Consider the following 17,506-nt stretch of genomic DNA (forward strand, 5'->3'; position numbering starts at 1 on the left):
CGCCATGAGATTGGAGAGCCAGAGGGTGAGGCAATCGACGAGCATCGGCGTCGCCCCATCGTCATGGCGCTCAAGCGTCTCGGCCAGCGCCAGCGGTTCCTCGACGGTCGTCCAGCCATCGCCGCGCCGGGACAAGTGGTCCGCAATCCGTCGCACCATCTCGTCGTCGAAAGCCTGCGCCGTAGCAATGTAAACCGGATTGCCGCCAAGCGCGCGGATACGATCCTCGGCCCAAGCCGATTTTCCCGACTTCGCGCCGCCTGTCACCAGTATGATCCTGCCCATGCACTTGCCTTCCCCGATAAGGTCAACGTTGCATAACGCCCTCACCGGTGCCATTCAATCAATGGGTTTGCAGGGGACAGGACATGTCGGCAGCGGCGATGGTGGTGGCATTGGCCACAGAAGGTGCGTTCGGCTGGCCGGACAGGCTATTTCGCACAATCGGCCATCCGGTTTCATGGATCGGTCGACTGATTAATCACATGGATCAGCGCTTTAACCTTCCTGAAGATTCGCCTGCGCAAAAGCGCTCTTGGGGCCGCATTACGCTGGCGATTGTTCTCGCCACTGCCATCCTACCGACTGCCCTCATCGCGGCGATCCTTCCCGACGGACTGATCGGTGTTCTTCTGACCGGCCTCTTCGCCGCCCCGCTGGTCGCATCCCGCAGCATGTACAGCCACGTCACCGATGTTGCGGCCCCGCTCAAAGCCGGAGATCTAGCGGCCGCGCGCATTGCCGTCGCCCGTATCGTCGGTCGCAACCCGGATGCGCTCGACACCGAAGGTATCGCACGCGCGTCAATTGAAAGCCTCGCTGAAAACACCTCCGACGGGATCGTCGCGCCGGTCTTTTGGGGCGTTCTTTTCGGCCTGCCCGGCATCGCCGCATACAAGGCAATCAACACCGCCGACAGCATGATTGCCCACAAAACCGAGCGTCACATCGACTTTGGCCGTTCCGCCGCCAGCCTTGACGACATCGCAAATTGGGTGCCAGCCCGCCTGACCGCGCTGTTGTTTTCCGTAGTGCAACCGAACCCAGTTCGCGCCCTTACCGTTACGTTTAGGGATGCAACAACCCACCGGTCCCCCAACGCAGGCTGGCCCGAGGCGGCCATGGCCGGAGCGCTCGATGTGTGCCTATCCGGACCGCGCCTTTATCCCGAAGGCCCAAGCGACGATCCGTTCTTAAACGAGGACGCCCCCGACCCAACGCCTGCCGATATAGATCGCGCACTTCACCTCTATTTGCGCGCAGTGGGGCTTCTCGCAGCGCTCTTGATCGTCATCGCAATTCTATGACAACGCCGCGCGATCACGGCGGAGACATGGGGCTTGCTATCAATTCATTCGGTGGGATCGAAGCCGACTGGATCGATCTTTCTACCGGAATCAACAGAGCGCCCTACCCTATTGATAACGTGGATAATAATTCATGGCGCTCGCTTCCCAGATCAGATGCACATGCCCGCCTCCTAGATGCTGCCCGCATAGAATATGACACAGATTGGGCCCTTGTCGCACTTCCCGGCGCGCAGGCCGCAATCCAACTTTTGCCGCACCTAAGAATCCGCGGAGCCGCACGCATCCTTGCGCCCACCTACAACGAGTTCGAAGCCGCGCTGACAAACGTGGGGTGGCATGTCGATCAGGTGCCGGATGTCGCCGGATTAACTGGCGCAAACCTCGCGGTTGTCGTCAACCCAAACAACCCGACCGGCACGGTTTTCACGCCGGAAATGCTGTCTGACATCGCCCGATCTGTCGACCTCTTGGTCGTCGACGAAAGCTTTGCGGATGCGACGCCGGAACGCTCTCTCCTTTCCCATCCCACGCCGCAGAATGTAATTGTGTTGCGCTCCTTCGGAAAGTTTTTTGGCCTTGCCGGTCTTCGCCTCGGCTTTGCGGCTGGCCCGCGCGATCTCATCAAAAAAATGACCGCGGCCGCTGGTCCGTGGTGCGTCTCTGGACCAGCGTTGGAAATTGGCGCACGGGCGTTCGCGGACACAAGCTGGCAGGCCGAAACCCGCGCCCGCCTCGCCACCGAAACCGCCCGCATCGACGCCATTGCCGTCGCCGCTAGTTGGCAATGTATTGGCGGAACTGCGCTGTTCAGATTGTACGAAACCTCGGACGCGAAAGCGGCCCAAGACACCCTTGCCCGCGCTCAAATCTGGAGCCGGATTTTCCCCTATTCCGACAGCTGGATCCGCCTCGGTCTTCCCGGTAATTCGTCCGAGTGGCAAAGGCTGGAGGCTGCGTTAACCTAGACCTCACCAGCCGCAGCAAAAAGTTCATCAATCTTAACGTGCGCTTCCAAATGCGCCGCCAAATCATCCAGAACGCGGTCCACATCAGCCCCATATTGCGTGCCGGACGCCGCAATGCCGCGCGCATTCAACCATGCCGCGCGAAATGCATCGTCAGAAAACAGCCCGTGCAAATATGTCCCAGAGACCAGCCCGTCCGCAGACACTGCACCATCCGGCACGCCGCAGATCTTGGCAAATGGCCGCTCTGTATCGGCCCCTTGAGTTACCCCGATATGAATTTCATATCCATCAAACGCCACGCCGCTCGCTGCGTGCGTCGCCCGCGCACGTGTCAAAAACTTCGATGGCGACATCACCGTCTCGACATCCAACAATCCGAGCCCATCAACGGATGCAGCCTGACCATCCAGCCCATCAGGATCATGCAACCGAACCCCAAGCATCTGATATCCCCCACAGATCCCAAGAACATGGCCCCCACGCCGCACGTGCGCCTTTAAGTCAACATCCCACCCCTGCGCGCGGAAAAACGCCAAGTCACCCAGCGTCGACTTGGTCCCCGGCAAGATCACAAGATCCGCATCGCCCGGCAAGGCCCGCCCCGGCGGCACCATTGTCAGCCGCACGGACGGCTCGGCCAAAAGCGGATCCAAATCGTCAAAATTCGCAATCCTGCTAAGCATTGGGCAGGCGATATGAAACGCACCGTCACCTGCGTTTTGCTCCAAATCGACGGCATCCTCGGCGGGCAGCATCCCAATATCATTGAACCACGGGATTACGCCAAACCCCGGCCATCCAGTGCGATTTTCAATTCCATCATAGCCCTCGTCAAAAAGCCTTGGATCACCGCGAAACTTGTTGATCAGAAAACCGCGGATCATCTCGAGATCTTCTGCCTCCAGCACCGCCTGCGTCCCGACAATCTGGGCAATCACACCGCCGCGGTCGATATCGCCCAGCAGCAAAACCGGAACATTCGCAGCAACAGCGAACCCCATATTCGCAATGTCGCCTTCACGAAGGTTAATCTCGGCCGGGCTTCCCGCGCCTTCGACCAGCACCAGATCAGCGCCGTCACAAACATGTGCAAAACTCTCTAAGACAGCGGGCATCAAATCCGCCTTTGCCCCGCCGAAATCCCGCGCTTGGAGTGGCCCACGCACTTGCCCCTGCACCACGACCTGACACCCGGTATCGCTTTCCGGCTTCAACAAAACGGGGTTCATATGGACCGACATCGGCACCCGACACGCCAATGCCTGCAAGGCTTGCGCTCGACCAATCTCACCGCCATCATCTGTGACGGCGGCGTTGTTCGACATGTTTTGCGGCTTGAAAGGCCTGACCGTAAGGCCTCGGTTCGCCGCCACGCGACACAGCCCCGCAACGATCACCGACTTGCCCACATTCGAGCCCGTCCCCTGCACCATCAGCGCGCGAGGCATGGGCCTAAAACTCCACTCCGGGCTGCGCCTTCACACCCTGAGTTCGGAACGGATGCTTCACTTCCTTAACCTCTGTTACCAAATCCGCGATGTCGATTAACACGTCTTTGCCGCTTCGCCCCGTCAGGATTACATGGGTCATCGCGGGCTTTTCGTTGACCAGAAAATCCGCAACATCCTCGACATCCAAGTAGTCATATCGAAGCGCAATATTGATTTCGTCCAAAAGCACCATCTGGTTGCGTTCATCTCGGATCAGCTCTTTCGCCTTTTCCCATGCAGCCTCGGCCATGACAATATCCCGCTCCCGGTCCTGTGTTTCCCAGGTAAATCCCTCACCCATCACATGCACCGGGCATTCGTCGGCAAACTTGGCCTTCAGCAAATCACGCTCGGCCGATTGCATAGAGCCTTTGATAAACTGCACTACGGCGCAGGGCATTCCATGCCCGATCGAGCGGAAAATCATCCCAAATCCTGACGACGACTTGCCCTTGCCGTTCCCGGTCAAAACAATGATCAGCCCCTTCTCGACGGTCTTGGTTTCCATGATCCGATCACGGGCGGCCTTGATCTTTTGCATCCGCGCCTTGTGGCGGGCATTGATGTCAACTTCGTCGGTCATGGCGGCGTCCTTTGGTTGCGGCGCGTGGCACAAATTCGTAAGCAGGCTTGACCGTTAATGCAGGAAAAGCCGTGACAGACCAAACGACATTCGCCACCGATCTTCAACGCAAGATCGACATGAAGACCAAGCCTTTGGGCGCGCTTGGCCGGATTGAGGATCTCGCCGTGCAGATCGCCATGGTGCAAGGCAGTCTGTCACCCAGAATGGATAACTGTCAGCTTACGATCTTTGCCGCCGACCACGGGATTGCCGCCGCTGGCGTTTCGGCCTTTCCCCAAGAAGTCACTCGGCAGATGGTGTTGAATTTCCTCGGTAAAGGGGCAGCGGCAAACGTCTTTGCAGCCAGCACCGGTGCTGCGTTGCGCGTCGTGGATGCGGGCGTCGCTGGAGAGCCCTTCAACGATCCAAACCTCATCGACCGCCGTATTGCTCCGGCCACGCTAAACTTCCTTAACGGACCTGCGATGACGTTGGATCAAGCCGATGAGGCACTTGAAAAGGGGCGCGTGCTTGGCGCTGACGGAGACTGGGACGCCGTCGCCTTTGGCGAAATGGGCATCGCCAACACCTCTTCCGCCGCGATGCTCGCCCACAAAATCACCAAAGTCGGCCTTGATGTTCTGACAGGGCGCGGCACCGGACTTGATGACCCTGGCCTGTCCGCGAAAGAGGAAATTCTCATCCAAGCCGCCGCGCGCACTGGCCCCTTGGACGCGAAAACGGCGCTGTTAGAATACGGCGGGTTCGAGATTGCGATGATGACTGGGGCCATGCTTGGCGCGGCCGACGCTCGCCGCGTCATTCTGGTTGATGGCTTCATTGCCACGGCCGCAGCATTGGTCGCGACGCGCCTCAATCCAGGCGTGCGACAATCTATGGTCTTCGCCCACAAAAGTCAGGAACAGGGCCACGCCGCTATGCTTTCCGCTCTCGATGCCGCGCCGCTTTTGGATCTGCAATTGCGGCTTGGCGAAGGCACCGGCGCGCTTTTGGCGTGGCCGCTCGTTCAGGCCGCCGCGCGGATGTTAACCGATATGGCCAGCTTTGAAGATGCCGGAATTTCGGGGCCAGCATGACAAACGCACGGGTGGAACTGGTGCTTGCGGCGGGCTTTCTGACCCGTCTCCGGCTGCCGCCCGTCGCCCATTCTGACGCCGCCATGGCGCGCGCTGTGCGGTGGTACCCGACCGTCGGTCTCGCCATCGGAGTTGCGCTTGCTGCGCTGTTTTGGGGCCTGTCTCTCATCATCCCGCAAGCCCTCGCAACGCTGTTAACCATCGCCGCAGGTATGCTCTTGACGGGCGCTCTTCATGAGGACGGGCTTGCCGATGTCGCCGATGGATTGGGCGGCAGCGGCGACCGAGATCGCGCCCTTGAGATCATGCACGACAGCCGCATTGGCAGCTATGGAGTTCTCGCTTTAGGTCTGACGCTCGCGATCAAAATTACCGCACTGACGATGTTGCCGCTGACTTCAGCGCTCGTCGCTATCATCGCTGGTCACGGATTGGGGCGCTTTGCGATGGCGTGGCTCATGGCACACCTGCCTTATGCCCGGTCCGGTGGCGCGGCTGGCTTCATGGCGGGCGCTCCGAAAGGCACCGATGCTGCGCTCTGGGTTGGCGCCGCGATTGCAATTGCGCTTATTCTCACCATCGGGATCACCCCCGCAATCGCCGTTGTCCTGGCGCTGATGGCCCTCCTTGCCCTAGTAGCGCGCCGTCTAAAAGCACGCCTCGGCGGATACACTGGCGACGCGCTCGGCGCGGTCGAGCAACTGACTGAAGCGCTGATCCCGCTCGTCCTCCTCGCATGCCTCTGATCTTCCTGCGTCACAGCCAACCCGCCGCACCCGACGGGCTTTGTTATGGCCGCACCGATCTTGATCTGGCCCCCGGACTTAATGCCGTCGCAAACCGCCTGGCCGAAACCTTGCCGCACATCACACAGATTGCCACAAGCCCTCTCAGCCGCTGCCAAAAGCTTGCAACAGCCATAGCAACAAGGCGAAGCGTCCCGGTCATTGAGGACCCCAACCTGATCGAAATGGACTTCGGAGATTGGGAAAATACGCGGTGGAACGACATCCCCCGCGCCGAACTTGACACATGGGCCGACGATTTCTTCCACGCCCGCCCCCACGGTGGCGAGAGCGTCGCTATGCTTCAAAATCGCACCCGAAATGCTTTGGCGAACCGCGACCGCGAACCAACGCTTTGGGTCAGCCACGCAGGCGTCTACCGCGCCCTTATGGCCGAAACCGACCACGTTGACCCGTGGAACGCCCGCATCGAGTTCGGGCAGTTCGAAACGTTGCCAATTCCTTAAAAGCGCACCTTCAAACTTTCAAAAACCAAATCTACCGCTCGGCCAACCAGTCCGAAACACCCTGCGCCACCGCCGCGAATACGCAAGCCCCAACCGCCTCTCCAATACCCGTATGCATCCCTGCGAATCCACTTTTCCCGACCGGAGATGTCACCACAAGGCAATCCGTTCCGGTCCCCGTCGCAACGCCAGCTTCGACCGGGATTCCGGCCTCCATAACCGCAGCAGTGCGCGCCGATGCGGCAATCGACAGGGCTTCGATCCGCGCTGTTGGCGTCAAACCTTCGGACACTGCGACCACCACATTGATTGTCCCATAACTGCCGTCTGGCAAGTCGCGCCGCGTGCCGATGCGTTCGGCATTCGACAAGCCAACGGTCGCCACAGCCTCGGCCACGACACCGTCCACGACCGCACGCCGATGCACAAAGCGATCGACATTGCGCGAGGTCAGCATTGCCACCGCATCCCTCGATCCGACCTCGCCCGCCAACCAGCCCACCGCGTCAAAATCCTGCGTTAAGTCCTGGTCGCGCACCTCACGCCAAAGCACGCGGTCGCACGCGACATCACCCGGCCGGTACGGTGCGAAACTCAACGCCCGCCATGTCGCGGGCAGCGCAACCGTTAACCACGGCCGGTCCACTCGTACACTCAACAGATCAGACGTCATTCCAACGTCTCACGCAGGGCCACCATTTGGTCCAATGCCCTCAACGTCAAAGGCGTCCCACAGACCCATTCCGGCCCACTTGCCACACGCGGAATGCCGTCCAACGCGGGATGCGCCATGATCTCTTCCGACCGCGACGCCGCCGGATAGGGCTGCGCCGACACCAAAACATCCGGGCGGTTCAACAACAGCTCTTCCAACGACAAGCGTCCACCGCCGCTACGCCCCAAACGCTCGGCAAGGTTCGCAAAACCCGCCTTCGTCACGATGTCATGGCTTAACGTTCCCGCCCCAAGAGAGTACCCGTTCGCAAAGAAAAATGCAGCCTCGGGCACCCCTTCATCAGTCACGTTTGAAATCGTATCAAGCCGCGCTTCGACCTCACGCGCAAGGATGTCTGCCGTCGCCACCCGCCCAAGCGCCGCGCCCATCTGGCGCACGACATCCGGGATGTCCGACAACTGCGATACGATTGGGAACTGCACAACTTCGATCCCAAGATCGCGCAACATCTGGACGGCAAAGGGATCAGTATAGGTGCCGCCCAGAACCAGATCTGGCGCGAGCGCAAAGACTTCTTCCGCGATCCCTGCGTTGATCGGGTAGGCCGCCGCTTCGGCCGACATTGCGGACGACACCGGGTCCAGCGCTATCCGGCTGACCGACACCAACTGCCCCGGAGCCGCCAACATCATCGCCAATTGATCGGTGCAAAGGTTCATCGAAACGACCCGGCCCGGCGCATCCACAGCCCAAACCGGAAGAGCCCCGGCGAGATATCCCGCCAAGGCCAGTGTTTTCAGAATGGATTTAGAACGACGCACGAAGCCCCACGAAGACGGATAGACCGGCGGAATTGTACCCCGGAACGGACTCGTAATCCTCGTCAAAAATGTTCTCGATCCGCAAAAATGCATCCCTGTCTTCGCCAAGGCTTTGTGTGAACGTCACATTTGCCAAGGTATAGTCGTCCATCGGTGCGCCAAAGTTTTCCGTATCGCGCACGGACCGCACATCAAACGTCCCGGTGAGAGTGTCGCTTAATGCGCCCGATACACCCAAAGTCACGTCATGGCGCGGCACACGGCTTAACCGGCTGCCCTCGGTCGCAGCATTCGTGAAGGTGTAGTTCGCAAACACATCTGCCGCTCCAATTGTCCATTCGGCCGAAAGTTCGACACCTTTGCTGACCGTGGTGCCCGGCGCTTGGAAATAGGCGCCAAAAGGGCGCGCGGCGGTTACTGCCGTGCCGTCAAACCCGATCAAATCCTGAATTTCGGTGTAAAACAGCGTGGCTCCATAAGACGCATTCTCATAGGCGGCTTCGATCCCAAGATCCGCACTTCGGCTTGTTTCGGGCTGCAGTTCCACAACCTCGGGCGAATACGGACCAAAGCGCTCGTAAAGCGAGGGCGCACGATAGCCGTTCCCGATCGACGCCTTATACGTCAGTGCGCCCGCCCCGCGGTGAACCACGGCAACGCGCCCGGTCGTCTGATCATCAAAATCGGAATAGACGTCGTGGCGCAATCCCAGCGTCACGTCCGTGGAACTGGACAGCGCATAAAGCAGTTCGCCAAATACCGCGCCGTTTGACGCATCGGACGCGGCGCCATCCAATGTCGAGCTCTCCTCGCTCCAATCCGCGCCGAAAGCGAGCGAAACCGCCCCGGACAGATCCGTGTTTCCAAGGTAAACCGCCTTCACACGCTCACCGACGAAATTGTTGGTAAAGGGTGAAAACAGGTCATTCCGTTCGTTCTCAAAATACGAAAGGGACAATTCGTGATCGATCGCCCCGCCAGAAATCTCGGCAAATGCGCGCAGACCCGTGCGGGTCTCATCCAATTGCGCCAAGGGGTCAGTATCCGACTGATCAAACTCTGACGATCCATCGGTATAAAGTCCCGTCAAACCAACCGTCACCGCGTCCGTCAGATTGCGTCGAATTGCCAGGCTCAACTCAGTTTGATCGAACCCATCGGCCTCGTCATTTCCGGGACGCGCCGTAAAGCCATCGCTATGAACGCGCGACATTGTCGCAGCAATTTCACCGCTTTCATCACGAAATCCAAAGCTCAAGCTTGCGTTGGCCGTGCCAAAGCTGCCGACCGCAAGCGACGATTGCCCCGAACGTCCATCCACCTCGGGACGCCACGTTGTAATGCTCACCGCTCCGGCAATCGCGTCCGATCCGTAGACCGTCGTCTGCGTACCCTTCGCCAGTTCGATCCGGCTTGGCATTCCTTGCGTAAACGTGCCGAAATTGAACGTGTTCTGAATGCGCGACGGGTCCGTGACTTCGATCCCGTCGATGGTCACGCCGATGTATTTCCCATCCAGACCACGCACCCGGATCACACTTGATGTTCCAAGCCCACCATTCGATGTCACGCTCACGCCTGGCAAACGATCAAGCGCACCTGCCACGCCAACTTCCGACCCCGCCAAATCGTCGGCGTCCAACACTTCGACCGTTGATCCAGTCCGGTTTACTTCGACCGGGAACAAGCCCGAAAAGATAAACGCTTCGTCCAACTCAATGACGTCCTGCGACCACACCGTCTGCGGCGCAATCACTGCGACAGTTAACAAAAGGATAGACTTCACGCCCATATCCTTACTCCAATGCATTCAGGCAGCGCATTTTGCGCGCCCGTTTTCGATTTAAGTCATTGGAAAGTAATTGCTTTCCGCAAACGGCAAAATCACCGCTGCGGACAGCCGCTGCTTGACCTCACCCCGAGGACAAACTGGGTGACAACCTTGGCAGGTCTCCTGACTTCGCGGGTCATCGCTAGAGCCTGCCTTCCCAGGACATGTGTCCCAGTGGCGCGATCAGCCGTCGCTCGCCGCTTACAGTTGCGGGGGCAGCCGCGGATTAAGGCACATTCGCCCGCACCGCGTTCCCTTTTCACCACCGTATCGAAACACAGCGGAACCAAAGCCCTTCCCGCCTAGGCCCGCGTCCGTTGCCTGTCAAGAACAGGTGGCCGTTTGCACCGCGATTTTGCTATGTCGTCCGCAAAGCTGCAACCCGTGCTGCAAGACGCGCCAACATCTCGTCCAGTACTGTCGAAGCCGTCTGCGATCCGTCTGCTTCGACATAGCACCGGAGCTCGGGCGCGTTACCGGAGGGCCGGATCGTCAGGATTACACCGGCGTCCAGCGTCATCCGCGCCCCATCCGTCGTATCAATCGCCGCGATGGCCCCCAATTCAGGTGGGATCAGACCTGATCCACCCGCCAAAACCTCCGCCACAATCACCGCCGACACGTCGGACGGCACGTCCGTCAGCCGATCCGTCGCGGTTCGCCGTCCAGGCAATCTCAAAACCAACTCCGACACGGATCGCCCCGCAGCGGCCACCAAAACCGCGACAATCGGCAGAACCGCGTCTCGCGTCATCAAAGGCGGCAATCGGCGTCCGTCCAGTTCCGCCTCAAACCCCAAAAGAACCCCGCCGTTTGGCTCGTAACCGATCACAGATCGCGCCCCGTCGGTGATCCGGTCTTGCATCATTTCAATGACATAGGGTGACCCAATCCGACACCGCGAGACCTCTAGAAAGTGCCCCATCGCCTCAACCATCGTATTGGCCGAAACCGTTGTGACGATGTCACGCGCACCCAAAGCCCGCGCCGTAAGCGGCCCCAGAATGTCCCCAGGCACACACAGGCCTGCTTCGTCCGCCAGAAGCGGGCGATCCGCGTCGCCGTCTGTCGAAACCACCGCGTCCAACCGATGCGCGGCCGCCCAGCCCGCCAGTTGATCGCGCACAACGCCGCTGATGGCCTCGGTATCGACCGCCACGAAGGTCTCTGAGCGGCCAAGTGCGACCACGTCCGCCCCAAGCCCTGTCAATATTTCCGGCAAGACTTGCCGCGCGGCCGAACTGTGTTCCCAGACCCCAATCCGCTGCCCCTTCAATGCCCCGGACGCAAAAAACTCTAGATAACGGGCGATATAGGCCGCCGCCGCGCCGCATTTCTCGGTCTTGGCAGGACGGGCTTCGTGCGCAACTCGCGGCCCCTCAAGTGCCTGTAAAAGCGCCGTCTCATCCGCCTTGGTGAACTCACCGTCGCGGGTGTAAAACTTCAGTCCATTGCGATTCGCCGGGATGTGCGACCCCGTCACCATTACCCCTGGCGCCCCGCGCGCGGCGCATTCAAGGGCAAGCGCCGGCGTCGGCACCACCCCGCAATCCAGAACCCGCAGGCCCGCAAGGGCTGCGCCTTCTGCCACCGCACGTAATATCCGGGGCGACGAAGCGCGTAAATCTCGCCCCACAACCAGCACACCATCATGCGGAAATACCTGAACAAATGCATAGACATAGCGGCGAACGACATCGTCGCTCAGATCATCCGCCAAGCCGCGCAATCCAGAGGTTCCAAACTTCACCAAGACATCACGTCCTTTCCGTACCTACGCGATTATACCTAAGCCAGAATATGCCGCCAGTTCGATCTGGTGACCCGCATCGATCCCCCCTAATCTCTCCTGAAATCAAACGGGGGTAAACTATGACATCCATTCTTATCATCGGCGGCGGCGGCATGGTCGGCCAGAAGCTTAGCCACGCACTTGCAGCCACGCCGCTTACAGGGCCCGATGACACAGTCACGCTTTTCGACCTTGGTTTCGCCGAAAACGGAGCCCCCGCCACGACCCGCGTCACAGGCAACGTGACTGATGACGCCCTTGTGGCATCCCTTGTCGCAAAGCGCCCCGATGTGATTTTTCATCTGGCCTCCATCGTCTCGGGCGAGGCAGAAACCGATTTCGACCTTGGCTGGACAGTGAATGGTCGCGCCTTCTGGAATTTCCTCGAAACGGTCCGCGCCGAACACCTGGCGTCGGGCGGCATCTAGCGCCCCCGCGGGGTCTTCACCTCATCTATCGCTGTTTTTGGAGCCCCCTACCCTGACAAGATTGACGACACATTCCTGTGTGCGCCGCAAACATCCTACGGGGCGCAAAAGGCAATTTCGGAGCTCATGCTTTCCGACTTTAGCCGCAAGGGTTTTCTTGACGGTTTGTCCATCCGCCTGCCCACAATCTGCGTGCGCCCCGGCAAACCAAACAAGGCGGCCTCAAGCTTTTTCTCCGGCATCATCCGCGAACCATTGAACGGACACGAAGCGATCCTGCCCGTCACCTCAGATGTGCGCCACTGGCACGCCTCGCCGCGCGCCGCCGCGCGTTTCCTGCGCCATGCCGGTACGATCGACCTTGAACGGGTCGGGTCACGTCGCGCCCTTAACCTGCCGGGCGTCAGCTGCACCGTTGAAGAGCAAATCGAAGCCCTACGCGAGATTGCGGGCAACGATGTGGTCGCTCTGATAAAGCACCAGCCCGACGCCGCAGTCGCTAAAATCGTTGCGGGATGGCCTCGCGATTTCGCACCGGAACGCGCCAAAGCCCTTGGTTTCAGGGCAGAATCAAACTTCCACGACATCATCAACACCTATATCGAGGAAGACTTGCCAAAATCCTAAAACGAAAAGCGCGCGGTCCGATAAACCGCGCGCCTTCCTCTTACCGCAACTGCCCGTAGGTCTTACTTCGACAGGCTTTGCGCCAATCGCATCAGCGTCACAGCTTCCGCGCGATAGCCAAACGCATCTTCACCGCGCGCATCCGTCGCCAAGGAAATCGCCTCGCCCCAGCTCCACGCGCCAAGATAATCGCCGCCCCGCAATAGCTGTCCGAAACCCGCCATCGCAACCGAGAACTGCGCATCCAAGCCAGCCTCGCCTTGCCCCGGCAAGATCGGCTCTTCAATCAACCGGCTTACGCTGTCGCCAGGCATTTTGTAGCGCATCTTAAAGTACCCAAGTTCGCCTGCCTCACCTATGGCTTCGCCATCTCCATACCGAAGCGGCCCCGTGCGCACCGCATCGGATCCGACCGGCGTCACCTCATAAATCGCCGTCACCGAATGACCCGCACCAATCTCGCCCGCGTCGATGCGATCATTGTTGAAATCCTCACGACGAAGCGCGCGGGTTTCGTACCCAATCAACCGATATTCCGCAATTTCAGCCGGGTTGAACTCGACCTGTATCTTCACGTCATTGGCAATCGGGAACAAAGCCCCGGTCAGCTGATCAACCAGCACCTTGCGCGCCTCGGACAGAGTATCAATATAGGCCGCCGTCCCGTTGCCGTTCTGCGCAAGCGCCTGCATCGTCGCATCGTCGAGGTTCCCACGCCCAAAGCCCAAAACACTCAAATACGTGCCGCTTTCGCGCCTGTCTGCAATGAAATCCTTTAATGCCTCTGGATCAGACAGCCCCACGTTGAAATCGCCGTCCGTGGCCAAAATAACCCGCGTCACCTCGCCGTCCCCGGCCATGGCTTCCGCCACTTGATAGGCCTGTTGCAACCCGGCCTGACCCGCAGTCGAGCCCCCAGCCGCCAGCCGATCCAACGCATCTAAAATCGTTGAGCGTTCGGCAGCGCGCGTTGGCTCCAGAACTTGCCCGGCGGATCCGGCATAGGTCACGATCGAAACCTCATCTTCGGGGCGCAATTCTGCCAGCATCAACCGAAACGACTGCTTCAAGAGCGGCAGCTTGTTCGCATCCTGCATCGACCCCGATGTGTCGATCAGGAACACAAGGTTCAGCGCCGGGCGATCTTCCACCAAAGGCAGATCACCTTGAATGCCGATATGCACCAAATTGGTGCCAGCGTTCCAAGGGCTGGGCATCACGGTGATCGTCGGTTCAAACGGGTCCGGACCATTCGATTCCGCATAGGCATAAGGGAAATAGTTTACCATTTCCTCAACGCGCACGGCCTCACGCGGCGGCATCATGCCCCGCGTCAGCGACGACCGCACGACCGCATAAGAGGCCGTATCCACATCAATCGAGAACGTCGAAACCGGTTCATCTGCTGTTATTTTCAAAGGCGATGTCTCGGCATTGGCGAAGGCTTCTGTATCGCCCTCCGGCACGACAACAGCATCGCTCGGTACCACCAATCGCTTTGCGTCAGGCGCAACCAAAAGTTGCTCTGCCGACCGGTTGGCAACAGCCCCGTTGCTTGCCGGAGATGCAACAAAGCTTTCCTCAGCCTCCATCATTGGCTCTGTTAAAAAAGCGGTATCATCCGCTAGATCCGCTTCAAGGCGTGCGCGTGGCGCAACCGGAGCGCTTTGCACCTCGGCCGTCTGGCCACCAAGCTGAGCCGTAGCCGAGCGATCTTCCCGTATCGCCTTGTCGACATCCACCAAGGTCGCCTCACCGCGTTGCAACTCCGCAGGCGGCGTCAGCAAATTGCGCCCCATCGGCAATACCATCACCAAGCCCACAGCCACCAAACCCGTCGTCAGCGTCAAACCGCCCCGCGTTGTCATCACATTCAGCATCGTTTTCACTCCATGTCCAAGGCGGGCCAGTGGGCCACGCTCAGACATAGGACGCCGCTGATCCGGCAATCCTTGGGTCCGGGCAAAATTTTCTTCCGCCAAAGCCAAGTTCGCAGCCCTGCGCGTCGCATCGGGTTCAGGTGTGGCGGCGGTCATTGCCGCCTTCAGATCGTCGAACTCGTCGCTCATGCCTCTGCCTCCTTCATCGCCCGAAGACGCTTTCTGACCTCAGACACCCGCCAGGAAATCGTCCCCTCGCTTAAACCCAGAACCTCGCCTGCCGCCGCATGGGTCATCTCATCGTCCAGAACCAAGGCCATCGTATCGCGCAACTCATCGGACAATCCGGACATCGCGCCTTGCAGCCAGCTTTGCGCCTCAGCCGCCTCAGCCGCCTCAGCCCGCCGCGAAATCTCGACCTCGCCCCAGGAAACAGCTGCTCGCGCATGCGTCGCGGCGCGCCGTCGTCGATCGTGCGCTGCATTCACCACAACGCGGTACAACCAAGTCGAAAACCGCGCCTCACCCCGAAACGCCGCCAACTTGAAAGGCAACGACGCGCAAACATCCTGACACAAATCCTCCGCTTCCTCGCGCCGTCCGGTCAGACGGAACGCAAGACCAAACACGCGATCATAATTCCGCGAGATCAGGCTGGAAAAGGCATCACGGTCGCCACCAGCGGCGGCACGGGCCAAGGCTTCATCAGAGGTTGCCATACGCATTACGATTGTTATGACGCGCGCCGAAGGTCAATCCTTGGCGGTCAGCAAAATATTCTTCAAATAAGTTTGGGTCTGATTGGTTATCCGTTCAATCGGGCAAGCGATTTTCACTTCACATTTAATTCAGCGCTGTTGCGGCGAAAGAGGTGACGGCAATATTGAAAACGGTGGTTTTTGAGTTCTCCAAACTGGCTGTCCTTGGCTGTAAAACAACCACGCATACGGCGTCTCTCGACACCCTGTTTCGAAACCGAACCGCTGGGTTGCCTTTTCACCAGGCGTTTGGAGAATACACCGGTTCGAGTTTCATTCCAGGCAGGAACGCTCTGGAGAACGATTTTGCCTACGGAGATCATTGGTAAAACCGTTGAACACCTTACAGCCAGAAAGCACGTTACTTTGGGTCGATCAGTCTTCGTCGCTGAGCCGCCCGGCTATCCGAAGAGCGTTCCGTTCGACGAGTTCTGCCACATGCTGAACCATCCCTGCTGATGCTCCGGCTTGGTTGGTCACACCCTGCGTCGCGTCCACACGCGCTGCACCCATCATATCGACCAATTCCTGAACCCGGAGACGAACCGCACGAGCATTGAGCCCGGCATCCCCGGCAATCTGATCCCAATACCGCCTTGCCGTATCGCCTGGTTTGCGCTTCCATCCAGCGACCTTCTGGGCGTGGTTTTGGTTCACATGGTCCCAATGCAGACCCGACCTACCCGTCGTCGCTCAGAACCGTGACCTTCTACTCAAGTTCGGTTTAACCGGTGGCCGCGTTAAAAAACGGGCGGCCAATGCAAAACTGGGTCCGACCTTCCTGATGGCTGATGTGGAGATTGTCACCACCTACGAACTCTACAACATTAATCGTGTGACGCTTGAGAATCTCCCTCACCGCATCTTCGAAGGTGCCTGTCTGGACATCGAGACCAAAGATCGCTTCGGTCATCCATCACGCCTCAGGAATGGTTTTTGGTCCCGTTGTGCGCCGTAGATCAGGTGGTGGAGCGCATCAAGAACGGGTCCATCAAGGGCTTAGCGTATGATCCTGCGACAGCCTCTTGCAGTGACCTCAAAGACTGAAAAGGTCTTTTGCGGGTCCGTAGCGAGGTCCTGAAAGCCATCTCGGCAAACACGGACCCTTAGGCCACGAGTTCAGCCCCTGTGAAATTATGTGTCGTAATACCAACTTGGAACCAACTCTGCGCTGGCCACCTACAGGTGATCCATTTGTGATTGAAGCGGAACACCCGTGAGCAGTTTCAGCGCTAATCTGGGGCCAAGGCTGTCCCAATAGTGAGGGTAATTTGTCCCAATAAGAGGTCTAGTTAATCTCCTAAACCCATTATTTTTATGCTAAAATTATACTGACACACAGACGTATTTCATCTCAAGGTAATCCTCGATCCCGTGACGCGAGCCTTCACGTCCCAGTCCCGACTGCTTCACCCCGCCAAAAGGGGCCACCTCGGTCGAGATGATCCCAGTGTTCACTCCGACGATGCCGTATTCCAAAGCTTCCGAGACCTTCGCCACCCGGCTTAGGCCACCCGAATAGAAATACGACGCCAGGCCGAAAATCGTGTCGTTAGCATAGGCAATTGCCTCGTCATCCGTTTCAAACCGGAACAGCGGGGCCAATGGTCCGAACGTCTCTTCCTGCGCGACCTTCATGTCCTGCGTGACACCCGTCATAATTGTCGGCTCAAAGAACATACCGCCCAGATCATGCGCCTTGCCGCCTGTCACAACCTTGCCGCCCTTCGAGGTGGCATCGTTGATGTGATCCAACACTTTGTCCAACGCCGCAGGGTCGATCAATGGCCCCAGGTCGGCGCCTGCAAGACCATCCCCCACCTTCATCTGTGCCAACCGTTTGGTCAGCCGTTCGGCGAAATCATCATAAACCGCGTCCTGCACGTAAATCCGGTTGGCGCAGACACAAGTCTGGCCATTGTTTCGGAATTTGGATGCCATCGCGCCCTCGACAGCCGCATCCAGATCGGCGTCATCAAATACGATGAACGGCGCGTTGCCACCAAGCTCC

17 protein-coding genes, 1 pseudogene and 1 riboswitch are annotated in these 17,506 nt (G+C 59.0%); of the genes and pseudogenes, 7 read left to right on the forward strand and 11 right to left on the reverse strand.

The window, feature by feature from the left end; translation table 11 throughout:
- Positions 1-285, reverse strand: a 285-nt coding sequence (locus tag Q1B15_RS09935) for a bifunctional adenosylcobinamide kinase/adenosylcobinamide-phosphate guanylyltransferase (RefSeq protein WP_299753509.1), incomplete at its 3' end; no start/stop codon positions are given.
- Positions 286-368: 83 nt separating this feature from the next.
- On the opposite strand from Q1B15_RS09935, the gene cbiB reads away from it, so the two are divergent.
- A complete protein-coding gene (gene cbiB, locus Q1B15_RS09940; RefSeq protein ID WP_299753511.1) occupies positions 369-1,307 on the forward strand; it encodes an adenosylcobinamide-phosphate synthase CbiB in 939 nt (312 codons plus the stop codon).
- Positions 1,304-2,275: a threonine-phosphate decarboxylase CobD gene (gene cobD, locus Q1B15_RS09945; RefSeq protein WP_299753513.1), complete on the forward strand. Its 972-nt coding sequence runs from the start codon at positions 1,304-1,306 to the stop codon at positions 2,273-2,275. Before cbiB ends, cobD begins: the two co-directional genes overlap by 4 nt.
- Here the strand turns inward: cobD and Q1B15_RS09950 are convergent.
- Both Q1B15_RS09950 and cobO read right to left on the reverse strand, forming a co-directional pair.
- Positions 2,272-3,726 carry a cobyric acid synthase gene (locus Q1B15_RS09950; RefSeq protein WP_299753515.1) on the reverse strand — a complete coding sequence of 485 codons (1,455 nt, stop codon included), beginning with the start codon at positions 3,724-3,726 and terminating at the stop codon, positions 2,272-2,274. The two genes, cobD and Q1B15_RS09950, sit on opposite strands and share 4 nt — an antisense overlap.
- Positions 3,727-3,730: 4 nt before the next feature.
- On the reverse strand, positions 3,731-4,351 hold the full coding sequence (gene cobO / locus Q1B15_RS09955) for a cob(I)yrinic acid a,c-diamide adenosyltransferase (protein ID WP_299753517.1): 621 nt from the start codon (positions 4,349-4,351) through the stop codon (positions 3,731-3,733).
- 71 nt (positions 4,352-4,422) lie between these two features.
- Between cobO and cobT the strand changes: the two genes are divergently transcribed.
- From cobT to Q1B15_RS09970, 3 genes are read left to right on the forward strand one after another with little or no spacing between them, the layout of a single operon-like run.
- Positions 4,423-5,430, forward strand: a complete 1,008-nt coding sequence (gene cobT, locus Q1B15_RS09960; RefSeq protein ID WP_299753519.1) for a nicotinate-nucleotide--dimethylbenzimidazole phosphoribosyltransferase — start codon at positions 4,423-4,425, stop codon at positions 5,428-5,430.
- Positions 5,427-6,176, forward strand: coding sequence for an adenosylcobinamide-GDP ribazoletransferase (gene cobS / locus Q1B15_RS09965; protein WP_299753521.1), 750 nt, complete (start codon positions 5,427-5,429; stop codon positions 6,174-6,176). Before cobT ends, cobS begins: the two co-directional genes overlap by 4 nt.
- Complete coding sequence (locus tag Q1B15_RS09970; protein ID WP_299753523.1) at positions 6,167-6,682, forward strand: histidine phosphatase family protein; 516 nt, start codon at positions 6,167-6,169, stop codon at positions 6,680-6,682. Before cobS ends, Q1B15_RS09970 begins: the two co-directional genes overlap by 10 nt.
- Positions 6,683-6,713: 31 nt before the next feature.
- On the opposite strand, the gene Q1B15_RS09975 is transcribed toward Q1B15_RS09970, so the two are convergent.
- The 4 genes from Q1B15_RS09975 to Q1B15_RS09990 all read right to left on the reverse strand — a co-directional run bounded on the left by Q1B15_RS09975 (position 6,714) and on the right by Q1B15_RS09990 (position 11,760).
- The gene (locus Q1B15_RS09975) at positions 6,714-7,355 is read right to left on the reverse strand and encodes an adenosylcobinamide amidohydrolase (RefSeq protein ID WP_299753525.1); all 642 of its coding nucleotides are present in this window, start codon (positions 7,353-7,355) and stop codon (positions 6,714-6,716) included.
- On the reverse strand, positions 7,352-8,179 hold the full coding sequence (locus Q1B15_RS09980; RefSeq protein ID WP_299753527.1) for an ABC transporter substrate-binding protein: 828 nt from the start codon (positions 8,177-8,179) through the stop codon (positions 7,352-7,354). Before Q1B15_RS09980 ends, Q1B15_RS09975 begins: the two co-directional genes overlap by 4 nt.
- Positions 8,166-9,971: a TonB-dependent receptor gene (locus tag Q1B15_RS09985; protein ID WP_299753529.1), complete on the reverse strand. Its 1,806-nt coding sequence runs from the start codon at positions 9,969-9,971 to the stop codon at positions 8,166-8,168. The genes Q1B15_RS09980 and Q1B15_RS09985 overlap by 14 nt, the downstream gene beginning before the upstream one ends.
- A gap of 134 nt (positions 9,972-10,105) precedes the next feature.
- Positions 10,106-10,316, reverse strand: a riboswitch (cobalamin riboswitch).
- Positions 10,317-10,368: 52 nt separating this feature from the next.
- Positions 10,369-11,760, reverse strand: coding sequence for a phosphomannomutase (locus tag Q1B15_RS09990; protein WP_299753539.1), 1,392 nt, complete (start codon positions 11,758-11,760; stop codon positions 10,369-10,371).
- Positions 11,761-11,882: 122 nt separating this feature from the next.
- On the opposite strand from Q1B15_RS09990, the pseudogene denD reads away from it, so the two are divergent.
- Positions 11,883-12,857, forward strand: a pseudogene (gene denD, locus Q1B15_RS09995) (D-erythronate dehydrogenase).
- A 62-nt stretch (positions 12,858-12,919) separates the two neighbouring features.
- Here denD and Q1B15_RS10000 read toward each other — a convergent pair.
- The 3 genes from Q1B15_RS10000 to Q1B15_RS10010 all read right to left on the reverse strand — a co-directional run bounded on the left by Q1B15_RS10000 (position 12,920) and on the right by Q1B15_RS10010 (position 16,152).
- Positions 12,920-14,926: a VWA domain-containing protein gene (locus Q1B15_RS10000; protein WP_299753531.1), complete on the reverse strand. Its 2,007-nt coding sequence runs from the start codon at positions 14,924-14,926 to the stop codon at positions 12,920-12,922.
- Positions 14,923-15,456, reverse strand: coding sequence for an RNA polymerase sigma factor (locus Q1B15_RS10005; RefSeq protein ID WP_299753541.1), 534 nt, complete (start codon positions 15,454-15,456; stop codon positions 14,923-14,925). The genes Q1B15_RS10000 and Q1B15_RS10005 overlap by 4 nt, the downstream gene beginning before the upstream one ends.
- Positions 15,457-15,870: 414 nt before the next feature.
- Complete coding sequence (locus Q1B15_RS10010; protein ID WP_299753533.1) at positions 15,871-16,152, reverse strand: hypothetical protein; 282 nt, start codon at positions 16,150-16,152, stop codon at positions 15,871-15,873.
- Between Q1B15_RS10010 and Q1B15_RS23450 the strand changes: the two genes are divergently transcribed.
- Positions 16,109-16,453 (forward strand): GIY-YIG nuclease family protein, encoded by a 345-nt coding sequence (locus Q1B15_RS23450; protein ID WP_366141706.1) that lies wholly within the window; start codon positions 16,109-16,111, stop codon positions 16,451-16,453. The two genes, Q1B15_RS10010 and Q1B15_RS23450, sit on opposite strands and share 44 nt — an antisense overlap.
- A 368-nt stretch (positions 16,454-16,821) precedes the next feature.
- Here the strand turns inward: Q1B15_RS23450 and Q1B15_RS10020 are convergent.
- The coding region (locus Q1B15_RS10020) for an aldehyde dehydrogenase family protein (protein ID WP_299753537.1) at positions 16,822-17,506 on the reverse strand (685 nt) is incomplete at its 5' end.

Origin of the sequence: uncultured Boseongicola sp. (assembly GCF_937988555.1) — a bacterium.
Taxonomy (GTDB): Bacteria; Pseudomonadota; Alphaproteobacteria; order Rhodobacterales; family Rhodobacteraceae; genus Boseongicola.